This window comes from Rhizobacter sp., from assembly GCF_032229685.1.
In the GTDB taxonomy this organism is placed as follows: Bacteria; Pseudomonadota; Gammaproteobacteria; order Burkholderiales; family Burkholderiaceae_C; genus LMDS01.
Map to the genome: position 1 here is coordinate 274,790 of NZ_JAVTWP010000003.1, position 16,149 is coordinate 290,938.

Sequence of the window (16,149 nt, forward strand, 5' to 3'; positions counted from 1 at the left end):
TCAGAACTGCGAATCGAACTCTGGCGGGAATTGCTTCTGCGTGTCGGCGAACTTCAGGATCTCGAAGCGCACGCTCGGGCTGGCGGCTTCCGAAGGCGGCGCGCCCAGGCCGATCATGCCGCTGCCGTGCAGCGTGCAGGCGCCACGCCGCAGGCTGATGATTTCCGGGTCGTGGTCGAAGCGCACGTAGGTGCCGTTGTAGCTCAGGTCGATCAGCTGGAAGGTGCCGCCGTGCCAGTCGATGCGCGCGTGCGAACGCGAGACGCGGTTGTCGTCGATGATGTAGGTGGCCTGCGGGCTGCGGCCCAGCACCACCGGCAGGCTCGTGCCGGCGTAGATGCGGCTCTGGTCGAGCCAGGTCAGGCGGATGCCCTCGGGTTCGGGCACGCTCGGGGCGATGTCGCCGAAGGCCGTGACCGCCGTGTCGCCGAAGCGGCGCACCGGCTCGAACAGGTGCACGTGCACCGGTTCGACGCGGCCACGCAACTGCAGGCGGTCGAGGCTGCGAAAGCGCGAGCGCATCCAGTCGTCGAGCCCTTCGACGACGTTGGCGGTGGCGAGCGTTTCGTTGTCGCCGGCGTGGTCGAGCAGGCGCGCCGCCACGTTCACGGCGTCGCCGAACAGGTCGCCCGACATCTCGATCACCTCGCCGAGCGCCAGGCCAACCTGCAGCTTCAGCGGCGCCATGCGGATGCCCATCGAATGGCCGGGTTGGCCGGGCGTGCCGATGCGCTCCAGCGACTCGTGCATGTCGTCGGCGGCGGCCACGGCAGACGAGGGCGCGGCGAAGACCGCCATCAGCCCGTCGCCGAGGGTCTTGACGACCTGGCCTTCGTGCACCGAGACGATGCGTGCGATCAGCGCCACGCTTTGCGTCACGACCGCCGTGGCGTCGGCGTTGCCGAGCGTTTCGTACATCGACGTGCTGCCGCGCAGGTCGGCAAACAGCACGGTGCGTTCAACGATCTGGGTCATTCGGAAGGGACGTGGCAGGCCAAGTGCGCGAGTTTATAGCGCTGCGTTCCCGCGCCATCCTGAAGCCCATGAAAAAGGGCTCCGACGGAGTCTCGGAGCCCTGGTGTCACAACGCCGCGCTCACAGCGTGTCGAGGTAGGTGCGCAGCTTGTCAGAGCGGCTCGGGTGCTTGAGCTTGCGGATCGCCTTGGCCTCGATCTGGCGGATGCGCTCGCGCGTCACGTCGAACTGCTTGCCCACTTCTTCGAGCGTGTGGTCGGTGCTCATCTCGATGCCGAAGCGCATGCGCAGCACCTTGGCTTCGCGCGGCGTCAGCGAGTCGAGGATGTCCTTCACCACGTCGCGCAGGCCGGCCTGCATGGCGGCCTCGATCGGCGCGGTGTTGTTGGTGTCTTCGATGAAGTCGCCCAGGTGCGAATCGTCGTCGTCGCCGATCGGCGTTTCCATCGAGATCGGCTCTTTCGCGATCTTCATGATCTTGCGGATCTTGTCTTCAGGGATCTCCATCTTCTCGGCCAGCGTGGGGGCGTCGGGCTCGAAGCCGAACTCCTGCAGGTGCTGGCGGCTCAGCCGGTTCATCTTGTTGATCGTTTCGATCATGTGGACCGGGATGCGGATCGTGCGCGCCTGGTCGGCGATCGAGCGCGTGATCGCCTGGCGGATCCACCACGTCGCGTAGGTCGAGAACTTGTAGCCGCGGCGGTATTCGAACTTGTCGACCGCCTTCATCAGGCCGATGTTGCCTTCCTGGATCAGGTCGAGGAACTGCAGGCCGCGGTTGGTGTACTTCTTGGCGATCGAGATCACGAGGCGCAGGTTGGCCTCGATCATTTCCTTCTTCGCGTCGCGGCTCGCCTTCTCGCCTTCGTTCATGCGCTTGTTGATGCGCTTCAGGTCTTCGAGCGGCACCACGGCCTTGGCCTGCTGGTCGGTCAGCTTCTTCTGCAGTTCCTGAACCGGCGGCAGGTTGCGCGCCAGCACCACGCTGTAGGGCTTGTTCGCCGCCACTTCCTTCTCGGCCCACTTCAGGTTCAGGATGTTGGGCGGAAAGTGCTTGACGAAGTATTCCTGCGGCATGCCGCACTTGTCGACCATGATCTTGCGCAGCTCGCGTTCGTAGCGGCGCACGTCGTCGACCTGCGAACGCAGGATGCCGCAGAGCTTCTCGATGGTCTTCACGGTGAAGCGGATCGTCATCAGCTCGTTGCTGATGGCCTGCTGCGCCTTGTTGTACGAGGGCGACTGGTAGCCGTCTTTCTCGAAGGCCTTGCGCATCTTGTCGAAGTTGATGCGCAGGGTCTCGAACTTGGCCAGCGCCGAGACCTTCAGCTCTTCGAGCTTCTTGGTCAGCGCCTTGCTGCCGCCCTGGCCGTCGTCGTCGTCTTCTTCGTCGAAGAAGTCGACGTCTTCTTCGGCCACGTAGTCGTCGGCCTCGTCTTCGGAGACGAAGCCGTCGACGGCTTCCGAAATCTTCATCTCGCCCGAGCCGATGCGGTCGGCGTAGCTGAGGATCTCGGCGATCGTGGTCGGCGACGCGCTGATGGCGTACATCATGGCCTGCAGGCCGCCTTCGATGCGCTTGGCGATCTCGATCTCGCCTTCACGCGTGAGCAGCTCGACGGTGCCCATCTCGCGCATGTACATGCGCACCGGGTCGGTCGTGCGGCCGAACTCGGAGTCGACGGTCGAGAGTGCCGCTTCGGCGGCTTCTTCGGCTTCTTCTTCGGTCGCCGTGGTCGCGCCGCCCCCGGCGATCAGCAGCGTGGCGGCGTCGGGTGCTTGCTCGTACACGGCGATGCCCATGTCGTTGAGCATCGACACGATGGCTTCGAGGATTTCGTCGTTGACGAGCTTCTCGGGCAGGTGATCGTTGATTTCCTGGTGTGTGAGGAAACCACGGGTCTTGCCCATCTTGATGAGCGTCTTCAGCTCCTGGCGGCGCTTGGCGGCTTCTTCTTCGGTGAGCGCGGTTTCTTCCAGGCCGAACTCGCGCATCAGCGCGCGTTCCTTGGCCCGCGACACCTTCATGCGGAGCGGCTTGGCCTTGACCTTGGCCTCGCCCTCCGGGGCGGCGTCGACTTCGGGTTCACCTTCCAGATCGGATTCGAGGTCGGAGAGGTCGACGTCGGACTCTTCAGAGTTCTTCGACTTTTCGTCGGCCTTGGGCTTGCGGCCGGGCTTGCCCTTGGCTTCGACCGCCTTGGCTGCGGTCTTCGCGGCCGGCTTCGCAGCGGTTTTCGCCACCGCAGCCGGTTTGGCGGCCTTCTTCAGTTCTTCGGGCTTCGCTGCCTTGGCTGCGCTGGCGGCTTTAGGGGCAGGGGCGGGGGCGCTCTTCTTCGCGGTCATGCAAATCCTCGGATGGTGTGGGGCCTGTCGTCACCAGGCCCGGTCATTCAGTTGCGCGTGTTGACGCGAAATTCAAGCCCGGGAGAGGCCGACTCGCGACAAGCCGATGCATTGCCGGCACGCTGCTCGAAACCCGAAGGTTCATGGCACGGTGGCCGACATGGAGCGGGCAAGTTCGGGTGAACATTTGGAGTGCAGCCCTTGCGGGAAAGGTTGGCCTGAAATCCACGAAGGAAACCCTGGTTCAGAGGGTGGCCGGGGCCCGGAGGTGCTGCTGTCACGCTTGCCGCGCTTACGTCAGCCGAGGATTATACCTTTTGTTGCCAGCGACAACGGGTCAAACGTCGGCCGGTGCACGGGCCAGCAGCGCTTTCAGGCGCGAGCGGTCGGCCATCAGCTGCAGGCTGCGCGCCTGGGCGTCGGGCGAGAGCGTTCCCGACTGGAACAGCAATTCGAGCTCGTCTTCCAGGTCTTTCAGGCGCAGCCGGTCGAGCACCAGGCGCAACTCGTGCCCGAGGTCGGCGTGGGGTTCCGGGTCGTGGAACTGCGCGATCCGGTCGATCACCGCACCGCCCTGAGCGTGCTGCTGCGCAACGACGCGCAGCTCTGCGAGCAGGGCCGGTGGTGCGAGCGGCCCGTGTTCGTGCAGGCTGCGTTCGATGCAACCGAAGAACAGGTCGTACGGTGCGGCCTTGGCGGCCAGTTCGTCGTGGGCTTCGCCATCGAGCGCGGACCACAGGTCGCACTGGTGCAACAGAAGCCAGATCGCTCGGTCGAGCAGGTTGGCGGCACCCTTGCTGACCCGGCTGGCGATGCGCCGGGCCGGCCGCTCGGCAACTGCGTTGGCACCGCGAGCCGGCGCGGCGCTGCCCCACAAGGCTTGCAGTTCGCTGGTTTCGAGCCGGCCGATGCCGGCCAGCTCGCCGATCATCTGGCGTTTCAGCGCGCCGTCGGGCAGCGCCGACCAGAGTGGCTTGGCGTTCGCCAGCATGTGGGCGCGGCCCTCGGCGGTGTCGAGGTCGTGGCCGGCGCCGGCGGCTTCGGCGATCTGGCGCGACAGCGGCACGGCAGCGCTCACGCAGGCTTCGAAAGCCTCGGCGCCGAACTCGCGCACGTAGGAATCGGGGTCGTGTTCGGCCGGCAGGAACAGAAAACGCACGCTGCGCGTGTCGGTGGCATGCGGCAGGCTTGCCTCGAGCGCACGCCCTGCAGCGCGGCGGCCGGCGGCGTCGCCGTCGAAGCTGAAGACGACCGAATCGGTGAAGCGGAAGAGCTTCTGCACGTGCTCGGCGGTGCAGGCGGTGCCGAGCGTGGCCACCGCATTGCCGAAGCCCGACTGCGCGAGCGCCACCACGTCCATGTAGCCCTCGACCACCAGCGCATAGCCGCGCTGGCGCAGCGCGGCGCGCGCCTCGTGCAACCCGTAGAGCTCGCGCCCTTTGCTGAACACCGGCGTCTCGGGCGAGTTCAGGTACTTGGGCTCACCCTTGTCGAGCACGCGTCCGCCGAAACCGATCACTTCGCCTTGCACCGAACGGATCGGGAACATGATGCGGTCGCGGAAACGGTCATACCTCTTCCGATCGGATTCGTCCGCACCTTCGTCGCCTTGCACGATCACCATGCCGCTTTCTTCGAGCAGCGGGTCGTCGTAACTCGGAAACACGCTCGCCAGGCCACGCCAGCCGTCGGGCGCGTAGCCGAGCCCGAACTGCGCGGCGATCTCACCACTCAAGCCGCGGCCTTTCAGGTAGTCGATCGCGCGCGGGCTGCCCTTGAGCTGGCGGCGGTAGTGTTCGGCGGCCTTCGCCAGCACGTCGTTGAGCGTGGCCTGGCGCTGCTTCTGCGCTGCCGCGCGTTCACGTTCAGCCGGTGTGCTCTCGTCTTCGGGCACCGTCATGCCGACCTGCTGTGCCAGGTCGCGCACGGCGTCGATGAAGCCCAGCCCGGAGTGCTCCATCAGAAAGCCGACCGCGTTGCCGTGCACCCCGCAGCCGAAGCAGTGGTAGGTCTGGCGCGTCGGGCTGACGATGAAGCTCGGTGACTTCTCGCCGTGGAACGGGCACAGGCCCTTGTGGTTGATGCCGGCCTTCTTCAGCTGCACGTGCCGGCCCACCACCTCGACGATGTCGACGCGGGCGAGCAGGTCGTGGATGAAGGCGGGCGGGATCACCCAAAGAGTCTACGGCAGCGCCTGCGCGCAGGCCGCAGGCTCGTCACATGGTGAGCTGGCCGAGCTGGCTGGCGATGCCGCGGTAACCGCGCACCCAGCCGGGCACTTCGTCGGCCGGCATGGCCGCGGCGATGCCGTTGCCCTGGCCGACGTCGCAGCCGATCTGGATCAGCTTGGTCGCCTGCTCCGGCGTTTCCACGCCTTCGGCGACGACGGTGCAGCCGAAGGTCTGCGACAGGCCGATCACGCCTTCGACGATGGCCAGGTCTTGCCGGTCGGAGAGCATGTTGATCACGAAAGAACGATCGATCTTCAGCATGTCGATCGGCAGGCGTTTCAGGTAGGTGAAGGTGGAATAACCGGTGCCGAAGTCGTCGAGCGCGACGCGCACGCCCAGCGCGCGGCACTCTTCCATCAGGTCACAGGTGTAGTCCACATCGGCGAGCGCAGCGGTTTCGAGCACTTCGATGATGAGGTTCTGCGCCACCGGCGTCTGGTACTTCGACAGCAGCCCCGCCAGGTGCTGCGCGAACAGCGGCTCCTGCAGGTGGCGGGCCGAGATGTTGATGCTGAGCGTGATGTCCAGGCCCAGGCGCATCCAGTGGGCGAGCTGTTCGATGCCGTGTTGCAGCACCCAGTTGCCCACGCTGACGCTCAGGCCGGTGTTCTCGATCAGCGGCAGGAACTGCGCCGGCGGGATCACGCCCTGTTCGGGGTGTTTCCAGCGCAGCAGCGCTTCGACCCCCAGCACGCTGCCAGAACGCATGTCGACCTTGGGCTGGAAGTGCAGCCTGAACTCGTTCGCGTCGAGCGCTTCCTGCACGCGCCCGAGTGCTACGAATCGTGCTTCGGCACGCCGGTCGTGTTCGGCGTCGAAGAACAGGTAGCCGTTGCGGCCGGCCTGCTTGGCACCGTACATGGCGTGGTCGGCGTGGCGCAGCAGCGTTTCGGCGTCGGCGTCGTCGAGCGGGTAGACGGTGGCACCGATGCTCGCCGTCACGGTGACCGGCGCAGTGCCCATGCCCAGCGTGTAGGGCTGGCAGACCTGGTGCAAGACACGCTCGACCGCGTGGCGGCTTTCTTCGAGCGTGGTGGTTCGCAGCAGCAGCACGAACTCGTCGCCGCCGATGCGCGCGACCACGTCGTCGCCACCGGCCCACGAGCGCAGCGAACGGCGCATGCGGTTGGCCAGCTCGAGCAGCAGGCGGTCGCCCGAGTCGTGACCGAAACGGTCGTTGACGGGCTTGAAGTGATCGAGGTCGAGGTAACACACCGTCAGCAGCGAGCCTTCGCGCTGGCTCGTGTGCAACGCAGCCTGCAGCATCTGTGCGAGCCGCACGCGGTTGGGCAGGCGCGTCAGCTCGTCGAAGTGGGCCTGGCGCTGCAGTTGTTCGAGCTGGCGCCGCGCGCGTGTCACGTCGGCGATCGCCAGCACGTGGTTGCGCACCGAACCGTTGGCGTTGCGCACCACCGACACCGTGACCTGCAGCAGGCAGGGGTCGCCGTTGCGGCGCTGGTCGAGCATCTCGCCACGCCACATGCCGCCGGCTGCGAGGCTCAGGCGCATCGCCTCGAGTTGCACGCCGGCGTCGGACGTGGGCTCGGCGGGGCGCATCAGGCTCGGCACGGTACCGAGCAGTTCTTCGCGTGTGTGGCCGGTGATCTCGGTGAAGGTCGGGTTGACTTCGAGCACGCGGTGCTCCGAGTCGGTGATCAACAGGCCTTCGTGCAGGTGCTGGAACAGGCTTTCAGAGAGCTGCTGGCGTTCGTTGGCGACCCGCATGTCGCTGATGTCGCGCGCGGTGCTGATGAGCCGGATCGGTTTGCCGTCGACCGCGCGTTCAGCCACCAGCGCGTGCAACTCGAACCAGCGCCAGCTGCCGTCACGACACTCGATGCGGCATTCGGCGGCCGCATCGGCGGCGCCGGCCGAGCGCAGCGGCTCGAACGCCTGTTGCACGGCGATCACATCATCGGGGTGCAATAAGTCCCAGAACGATTGCACATCGGTGCCGAACGCCTGCGTGTCGTGGCCGAGCAGGGCGAGCCAGCGCTTGGAGAGCACGAGCCTGCCGCGCCGCAAGTCCCATTCGCCGACGCCGATGCCCGAGGTGTCGAGCGCCAGTTGCCAGCGCCTTTCGTTGGCCGCCAGTTCGCCCGCCAGTGCGGTCGTCAGCAAGGGCGCCGCCATCAGGCTGCACACGTAGCCGACGAGAAAGATCACGCCGTCGTCGGAATCGAGCCGGGGAAACGGGCTCACGCCGTGCGCGCTGGCGAGCACGGCGCCACCGATCAACAGCATCGCGCTGGCGGATGCCGTGAACAAGCCGCTGCGAACCGCCAGCCAGCACAACAACAGGTGCGGCACGAACACCATCAGCGAGGGCACGGCGTGGGTGCTGTCGGCGTGCGCGAAAGCGAGCGCGCCGCTGCCGACGACGCCGACGGCCAAGAGGGTTGTGACGGCCCAGCGCCAGCTGCCGAAACCCCGACGCAACGCTGCCCTCGAGTAGGTCAGCAGCGGGATGCCGACCACCAGGGCGCCCATCGCGTCGCCCAACCACCAGTAGGCCCAGACCCGCGGCGCATCGGCCCAGCGGATCGTGCCGCTGGCGGCGAGCCAGAAACTGCCGTTGCTGGCGGTGAACAGTGTGGCGGCGGCGGCGCCGATGGCCCCGAACAACCACAGGTCGCGGCGCCGGTCGAGCGCCACATGCAAGCCGTCGCGCTGCAACGCGGCCGCAGCCAAGGCCGGCCCGAGCGTGTTGCCGGCAGCGATCAGGACCGCGAGCCAGAACGGCCTGCCGGTCGACAGCGCGACCAGCAAACCCCCGGCAAACACGCCCGGCCAGACGCCCACGCCGAAGCGCAACAACGCGGCCAGCGCCACCCCCATCGGCGGCCAGATCAACGCGACACCGCCGTCGACCTGCGGGGCGGCGAGCCCGACCACGCCGCCGATGCCGATCGCAAGAATAACGAGCGACACCCGCACCGCCCACTGCGGCGCACTGAAACGGCCGAGCAGGGTGGCGGGGAAGCTGAGAATGCGGAGTGAAGTCACGTCAGCGGCGGCGCAGGTTGTTCGCAAATGTAGGGGCTCTCGCGGCCCCTCGTTGTTTCAATCGGTCGAGCGGGAAAACCACCGAAAAAAAGCCACCGCGAGGGTGGCGTCGATCGGGAATGCTGTGGCGCGGTGCAGCGAGCTCAGACTGCGAAGTCTTCGATCTTGCGGCCGGCCGCGAGCGCCGCTTTCAGCCACTTGGGTTGCAGACCGCGGCCGCTCCAGGAATCTCCGGTGGCCTTGTTCCGGTATTTGGCGGCGACCTTGCTGCCTGTTTTCGGGCCGGCCTTCGAGCTGCTCTTGGCCGACAGGTCGGAGACCGACAAACCATACTCGCTCATCAGCGACCGGACTTTCGCGATCGCCGCGTCGCGGTCCTGCTTTTTCGTGAGTTCGATCTGCCGCTCGAGCGCTTCTTTCTGTGCGATCAATTCCTGCAGTGACGCCATTTTCATTCCTCCGCTGAATCCAGAATACCCAAAGGTCGGTTCAGCTGATTCTATTCAGATACCGAGAAATCCTGCAAGACGGCCAGGAAAGATAACCGGTTGCCGATTTCAAGGTGCCGGCGGAACATACCCTGCAGGCTGTTCGGCGCCTGCACCGAAGAAGAAGTTCTCCATCTGGCGCGCCAGATACTGCCGCGCGCGCTGGTCGGCCAGATTGAGCCTGTTTTCGTTCACCAGCATGGTCTGGTGTTTCATCCACAGCGCCCAGGCTTCCTTGCTGACCGAGTTGTAGATTTTCTTGCCCAGTTCGCCTGGATAGGGCGCGTAATCCATGCCCTCGGCTTCTTTTTTCAGGTGAATGCATTGAACGAGACGCGCCATATTGGCCTCCTGGATAACGGTTCGGGTTTGCCGGCAACGCCGCCGGCACAAGGGTTACGAGAGTTTCTTGACCAGCACCTGCGAGCGCCGGTCCCAGTTGTATTTGCGTTTGCGCGCTTCGGGTAACCAGTCGGGATCGACCTGCGCGAAACCCCGTTTGATGAACCAGTGCATCGTGCGTGTCGTCAGCACGAAGATGCTTTCGAGCCCCATCGCCTTGGCACGTTGTTCAACGCGCTTCAGGATGCGTTCGCCGTCGCCCTGGCTCTGCACCTGCGGAGACACGGTGAGTGCTGCCATCTCGGCGGTCCGCGCTTCCGGGTAAGGGTAGAGCGCCGCGCAACCGAAGATCACGCCGTCGTGTTCGATCACGGTGTAGTGGCCGATGTCGCGTTCGATCTCGGTGCGGTCTCGCTTCACGAGCGTGCCGTCGCGCTCGAAAGGCTCGATCAACTGCAGCACGCCGCCGATGTCGTCGGACGTCGCTTCGCGCAGGCTTTCGAGCTTTTCGTCGACCACCATCGTGCCGATGCCGTCGTGCGTGAAGACCTCCATCAGTACCGCGCCGTCCATCGCGAAGGGCAGGATGTGCGAACGCTCCACGCCGCCGCGGCAGGCACGCACGCAGTACTGCAGATAGAAGGCCGGGTCGGTTGGCTTCTCGGGTCGCGGCAACTGCGCCAGCAGGCGTTCGGCGTCGGCCAGTGCGAGTTCGGTGTCGATCGGGCTGTCGGGGTCGGCCAGGTCTTCGTGGATGCCGGGAATCTCGGTGATGAAGAGCAGCTTGTCGGCCTGCAGCGCGATCGCGGTGCTGGTGGCCACGTCTTCCATCGTCAGGTTGAAAGCCTCGCCCGTCGGCGAAAAACCGAAGGGCGAGAGCAACACCATCGCGCCGATGTCGATCGCGCTGCGGATCGCCGCCGCGTCGACCTTGCGCACCACGCCGCTGTGGATGAAATCCACGCCGTCGACGATGCCGACCGGGCGCGCGGTGAGGAAGTTGCCCGACACCACGCGCACGATCGCGTTGGCCATCGGCGTGTTCGGCAGGCCTTGCGAAAACGCCGCTTCGATCTCGAAGCGCAGCTGGCCGGCGGCTTCCTGTGCCGAGTCGAGTGCCACCGCGTCGGTGATGCGCATGCCGTGGCTGTAGCGCGCTTCGTGGCCCTTGGAGCGCAATTGTTCGTTCACCTGCGGGCGAAAGCCGTGCACGAGCACGAGCTTGATGCCCATCGCCTGCAGGATCGCGAGGTCTTGCGCAAAGGCCTGCAGCTTGCCCGCAGCGATCAACTCACCGGCGATGGCCACCACGAAGGTCTTGCCGTGGTAGGCATGGATGTGCGGCGCCACGGTGCGGAACCAGGGCACGAAGGTGTGGGGGAAGACAAGGCTCACGGGGCGCGTCACTCGATCTGAAAGATTGGCCACGAGCGTGGCGACCGGGATTCTTGCACGTGCGGTCGGCGCCGCGCCGATCAAGGCGCGGGCCAGGCCAGCGGGTGGCTGCCCGGTGGCATCGACGGGCGCGACCAGCGGGCGGGCGTGACCGAAAACTCGGCAGCGTGAGGGAACGCGCTCAGATCGCCAAAGCCGCTCGGCGTTGTTTCGAGCAGGCCGGAGAAGTCGGGCGCGGGTGCATCGAATCCGTTCGCCACCCGGCCCAACTCGTGCAGCCACTGGGCCGTGCGCGCCAGCGACACACGCACCAGCCAACTCCCCCCTTCGGTCTGCTGGCGCCACAGCGCGGCCTGGGCGCCGAAGGCGATCAGGAAGCCGCTCGCCATGTCGAGAACCTGCACCGGCAAGGCTTTGGGTTGGGCTGCGCCCGCCGCCAGCGATTCTGCGTGGTTGAACCCGGTGGCGGCTTGCACCAGCGAGTCGAAGCCGCGGCGCCCGGCCCACGGGCCGGCTTCGCCATAGGCCGAGAGCGAAACCATCACGATGCCCGGCCGCACGGCCGCCACATCGGACGGTGCGAAACCGAGTTGCGCCAAAGCGCCTGGCCGATAGCCCTGCACGAACACATGTGCTTCTCGCAGCATGGCGCGCAGCCCCGCGCGGCCGGCCGGCTCGCGCAAGTCGGCCAGGGCCGAGAGTTTTCCGCGGCTGGTGTCGGCGATGGCTTCGATGTTCGGCAGATGAGGTGCATTCACGAGCATGACCTCGGCGCCATAGGCCGCGAGCGTTCGGCCGCCGACCGGGCCAGCGAGGATGCGGGTCAGGTCGAGCACGCGCAGCCCGTGCAACGGGCTGGCATCGCGCCTCAGCGCAGGCCATTCCAGCGGCGGCGCTTCGCCGATCTTCTCGATCGCGACCAGCGGCAACGAAGCGACGGCAGAACGCTGCGGATGCTGTTCCCATTCGGCGAAGCTGCGAACCGCTGCAACGACAAGGCCGGCCCGCGCAGCAGCGGTTTCGAACTCGAAGGCATCCAGGCCGAGCAAGGCGGCGGCCAAGGTTTCGCGCGGCGTCTGCGGCCCGGTCGGCAAGCCGAGGAGGCGCAGCAGGCCGTCGCGGTGGTGCTCAAAATTGGTGTGCACGCGCAGCCAGCGCCCCTCTGCGCAAGGGTAGAGCCCGGCGAGTTTGTCCCAGAGCTCCGGTGAGCGGCCGTCGATGCGGAAATGGCATGCACATTCGAGCGCGGCGCGGCGCATGTCGACACGCACCCGCTGGCGCGGCCCGTTGCGGCGCTCGCCGAGTTGCGCGGCCGCCAGCGCGGCGGCTGCCAGGCTGGACTGCGCGGCCGAGCCGACCGCGAACGAGGAGGGGAGCACCGGGTCGTGGCCGGTGAGCACGACCCGGGTCAAGGCATCCGTCGGCAGGCCGGCCGCACGCCAGATTGTTTCGAGCACCTGGGGCATGCAGCCGGCCTCAGCCCGCCAGCCGACTCAGAAGCTCTCGGTGCGCCGGCGCCGCATCACTTGTAGAGAACTTGTGGCAGCCACAGCCCGATCGCCGGGAACTGGTACAGCAGCACGATCGCGAGCACCTGGATGCCCATGAACGGCATCATGCCGGCAAAGATCTGGTTCAGGCTCACATGCTTCGGTGCCACGCCCTTGAGGTAGAAGGCCGACATCGCCACCGGCGGGCTCAGGAATGCCGTCTGCAGATTCAGCGCCACCAGCAGGCCGAAGAACAACGGGTCGACGCCGAAGTTGTCGAGCAAGGGGATGAAGATCGGCATGAAGATGACGATGATCTCGGTCCACTCGAGCGGCCAGCCGAGCACGAAGATGATGATCTGGCTCAGCACTAGGAACTGGGTCTTCGTCAGGTCCATGCCGAGCACCCACTGCTCGACCAGTGCCTGACCGCCGAGCAGCGCGAACGCTGCCGAGAAGATCGCCGAACCGACGAATAACCAGCACACCATCGCCGAAGTCTTGGCAGTCAGGAAGACCGACTCCTGAACCATCGTCAGGTTCAGCTGGCGGTAGGCGGCCGCCAGAATGAAACCGCCCAGCGCGCCGACCGCGGCCGCCTCGGTCGGGGTGGCCAGACCGAAGACGATCGATCCGAGCACCGCGATGATCATCACGAGCAGCGGGAAGAACGAGGCCAGCAGCATCTTGAAGATTTCGAGCCGCGTGAAGCTGAGCAGGCCGTAGTAGACGAGCAAGGCCACAGCGGCGGCGGCAAGACCGATCCAGTAGCTCGTGGGCGCCGCGGTGGAAGTGGCAGGCGCATCGGTGCCGGCGGCAGACGCCATGGCGGCGCTGCCGGGCGCAGCGGGTTGTGCGGCCGGCGGTTCGGCCAGCGCACCGGCTGGCGGCGCTTCAGACGGCGGTTCCGCCAGGCCGCCCTCGCGCGGCGGTTCCGCCAGGCCGCCTTCGGCCGGTGGCTCCTGCACCCCACCGTAGCTGGAGTCAGACGGGGTCTCGGTGCCGATCTGCTGCATGCCCGAGCTCTCGGGGCCGGCTGCAACCGAGGTTGCGGCCTGGTAGCTCAACAACGCCACCACCAGGAAGAGCAGTGCCGGCAGCAAGGCGATGAACAACTGGCGCAGCAGGTAACCCGTGGTCACGTTCTGGTTGCGACGGCCTTTCAGCGCTGCCAGCAGCCAAGGCACGGCGCGGCGCTCGCCCGTGGCGCCAGCGTCGAGCAGCAGCGGCGGCAGCGGCACATGGCGTTGCTCGGCCGTCAGCGGTGGCGCGAGGTGCGGCTTGAGCTTGGCCAGAATGATGACGTAGCCGATGTACAGCCCGGCCAGCATCAGCCCGGGAAAGAACGCGCCGGCATACAGCTGAACCACTGAAACGCCCGCAGTCGCGCCGTAGACGATCAACAGCACCGAGGGTGGGATCAGGATGCCCAGACAGCCGCCGGCAGTGATGGTGCCGGAAGAGACGCGCACGTCGTAGCCGGCCCGCAGCATCTGCGGCAGGGCCAGCAGGCCCATCAGCGTGACGACCGCACCGACGATGCCGGTGGCGGTGGCGAACAGTGCGCAAGTCACCAGCGTGGCCACCGCGAGCGCACCCGGCATGCGCGCCAGCGCGAGGTGCAGGCTCGAGAACAGCTTTTCGATCAGGTTCGCGCGTTCGACCAGATAACCCATGAAGACGAACAGCGGGATCGCGATCAACACGTCACTGCTCATCACCGAAAACGCACGTTGCACCATCAGGTCGAGGGTCTGGCGTGTCGCTCCGCCGACGCTCTGCCCCCCCGAGTGGTAGGCGAAGAAGGCGAACATCATGCCCATGCCCATCAGCGTGAAGGCGGTCGGGAAGCCGAGCATGATCGCCACCACCACGAGCGAGAGCATCAGCAACCCGATGTGCCCGTTGGTGATGACCGGCACGCTCAGCATCATGTAGAGCGCGCCGGCGATGATCACCGCCATCAGGCCGAAGCCGAACCAGAGTTCCTTGCGCAGCACCATCACACCGCCCCCTTCGATTGTGCGGGGGCAACGTACCGGTCGAGTGCTTCGATGTCGGCGTCTTTCACGTGGACCATTTCCTTGAGCTTGTCGACGTCGACTTCTTCGACGTCTTCTTCACGAGTCGGCCACGCGCCGTTGCGCAGGCACAGCACGCAACGCACGATCTCGACCAGCCCCTGCAGCATCAGCGCGGCGCCGGCGAACGGGATCACGAACTTGAACGGGTAGACCGGCAACGGGTCGGCGTTGAACGTCTGCTCCCGAATCCCCAACGACTCGTTGGCGTAGTTCCAGCCTGCCCATGTGAGGGCCACGATGCCGGGCAGAAAGAATGCGATGTAGAGAACGAGGTCGATCGTGGCCTGGGTGCGTGGCCTGAAGAAGCCGTACAGCACGTCGCCGCGCACATGGCCGGCCTTGCTCAGCGTGTAGGCGCCGGCGAACATGAAGAGGGTGCCGTACAGCATGATCTGCGCGTCGAGCACCCAGGCGTGCGGCTTGTTCAGCGCATAGCGCGAGAACACTTCCCACGAGATCAGCAGGGTCAGGGCCAGAACCGCCCAGGCAAACAGCTTGCCGATCCAGGTGGAAAGACGGTCGACGGTCAGCAGCAATTTCTGCATCGGGCTTCCTAGGGTGAAAACGGTTCGAACAATGAAGCGGGGGCGCCTGCTGGTGGCGCCCCCGAGATCGTCAACGCAAGAAAGGACCGACTAGGCCTTCTTCGCGCTGCGCCCGAAGTAGTGGTTGTAGGCCATCTTGAAGTCGACCAGGTAGTCGTTCTGCCAAGCACCGGCGCGCTCGGCAAAGGCCTTCTGCGAGTCGAGCACCTTCTTGAAGGCGGCGTTCTCGGCGCCCTTCTTGGCAACGATCTTGTCCCAGGCCACGAGCTGACCCTTCAACACGGCATCGGGGGTCTTGTAGAACTTCACACCTTGTTTCTTCAGCTCGATGTAGTCCTGCGAATTGCGCTGCACGGCTTTCCAGCTCATGTCTGCGCTCGAGGCCTGCACGGCATAGTCGATGATCGACTTCAGCTCTTGTGGCAGCGCGTCGTACTTGCCCTTGTTGAAGAGGATCTCGAACTGCTCGGTGCTCTGGTGAAAGCTCTGCAGCATGCAGTTCTTGACGACATCGGGGAAGCCCAGCAAACGGTCGCTCGACGCGTTGTTGAACTCAGCGCCGTCGATCAGGCCCCGGTCGAGGGCCGGCACGATTTCGCCACCCGGCAGCGGGTTCACGGCGGCACCCATCTCGGTGTACATGTCGACCGCGAGACCGACGGTGCGGAACTTCACACCCTTCAGGTCGTCTGCCTTGGCGATCGGTTTCTTGAACCAGCCGAAGGGCTGGGTCGGCATCGGGCCGTACAGGTACGAGACCACGTCGAGGTTGAGGCTTTTGTAGATCTCGGCGAGCAGTTCCTTGCCGCCACCGTAGTTGTGCCACGAGAGAAGCATGTTCGGGTCCATGCCGTAGCCGGGGCCGGAACCCCACAGCGCCAGCGCCGAGTTCTTGCCGTAGTGGTAAGCCACTACGCCGTGGCCGCCGTCGAGCGTGCCCTTGGCCACTGCTTCGAGCAACTGGAAAGCAGGCACCACGGCGCCGGAAGGCAGCACCTCGATCTTGAGGCGGCCGCCGGCCATGTCGTTGACCTTCTTGGCGAAGTCGTTCGCGTACTCGTGGAAGATGTCTTTCGCGGGCCAGGTGCTCTGGAAGCGCAGGCTCGTGGTCTGTGCACGCGACACCATCGGCGCGGCGAGCGCACCCGTGGTGCCGGCAGCGACGGCGGCGTTGCGAAGAAAGCGGCGGCGCGGGGCGGGGGTGACGGGTTTCTGGGGCATGGCAACTCCTGGTGGGTTGGGTCTGT

General features: G+C 66.0%; 11 protein-coding genes. All 11 read right to left on the minus strand.

Going from position 1 to position 16,149, the window contains the following annotated elements:
- The 11 genes from AC30PD_RS02265 to AC30PD_RS02315 all read right to left on the minus strand — a co-directional run bounded on the left by AC30PD_RS02265 (position 1) and on the right by AC30PD_RS02315 (position 16,123).
- A complete protein-coding gene (locus AC30PD_RS02265; RefSeq protein WP_489534006.1) occupies positions 1-975 on the minus strand; it encodes an adenylate/guanylate cyclase domain-containing protein in 975 nt (324 codons plus the stop codon).
- A gap of 120 nt (positions 976-1,095) precedes the next feature.
- The gene (rpoD, locus tag AC30PD_RS02270) at positions 1,096-3,321 is read right to left on the minus strand and encodes an RNA polymerase sigma factor RpoD (RefSeq protein WP_489534007.1); all 2,226 of its coding nucleotides are present in this window, start codon (positions 3,319-3,321) and stop codon (positions 1,096-1,098) included.
- Between the two features lie 337 nt (positions 3,322-3,658).
- Positions 3,659-5,494, minus strand: a complete 1,836-nt coding sequence (dnaG, locus tag AC30PD_RS02275; RefSeq protein ID WP_489534008.1) for a DNA primase — start codon at positions 5,492-5,494, stop codon at positions 3,659-3,661.
- Between the two features lie 43 nt (positions 5,495-5,537).
- The gene (locus tag AC30PD_RS02280) at positions 5,538-8,558 is read right to left on the minus strand and encodes a bifunctional diguanylate cyclase/phosphodiesterase (RefSeq protein WP_489534009.1); all 3,021 of its coding nucleotides are present in this window, start codon (positions 8,556-8,558) and stop codon (positions 5,538-5,540) included.
- 143 nt (positions 8,559-8,701) lie between these two features.
- Positions 8,702-9,007, minus strand: coding sequence for an H-NS histone family protein (locus tag AC30PD_RS02285; protein ID WP_489534010.1), 306 nt, complete (start codon positions 9,005-9,007; stop codon positions 8,702-8,704).
- A 108-nt stretch (positions 9,008-9,115) separates the two neighbouring features.
- A complete protein-coding gene (locus AC30PD_RS02290) occupies positions 9,116-9,388 on the minus strand; it encodes an oxidative damage protection protein (protein WP_489534011.1) in 273 nt (90 codons plus the stop codon).
- A 54-nt stretch (positions 9,389-9,442) separates the two neighbouring features.
- Positions 9,443-10,783, minus strand: a complete 1,341-nt coding sequence (gene argA, locus AC30PD_RS02295) for an amino-acid N-acetyltransferase (protein WP_489534012.1) — start codon at positions 10,781-10,783, stop codon at positions 9,443-9,445.
- An 80-nt stretch (positions 10,784-10,863) separates the two neighbouring features.
- Complete coding sequence (locus AC30PD_RS02300; protein ID WP_489534013.1) at positions 10,864-12,249, minus strand: CoA transferase; 1,386 nt, start codon at positions 12,247-12,249, stop codon at positions 10,864-10,866.
- Positions 12,250-12,305: 56 nt separating this feature from the next.
- Positions 12,306-14,276, minus strand: coding sequence for a TRAP transporter large permease (locus AC30PD_RS02305; RefSeq protein ID WP_489534014.1), 1,971 nt, complete (start codon positions 14,274-14,276; stop codon positions 12,306-12,308).
- Positions 14,276-14,902, minus strand: coding sequence for a TRAP transporter small permease subunit (locus AC30PD_RS02310; RefSeq protein ID WP_489534015.1), 627 nt, complete (start codon positions 14,900-14,902; stop codon positions 14,276-14,278). Before AC30PD_RS02310 ends, AC30PD_RS02305 begins: the two co-directional genes overlap by 1 nt.
- Before the next feature lie 90 nt (positions 14,903-14,992).
- On the minus strand, positions 14,993-16,123 hold the full coding sequence (locus tag AC30PD_RS02315; RefSeq protein ID WP_489534016.1) for a TRAP transporter substrate-binding protein: 1,131 nt from the start codon (positions 16,121-16,123) through the stop codon (positions 14,993-14,995).
- Between the last annotated feature and the right edge of the window lie 26 nt (positions 16,124-16,149).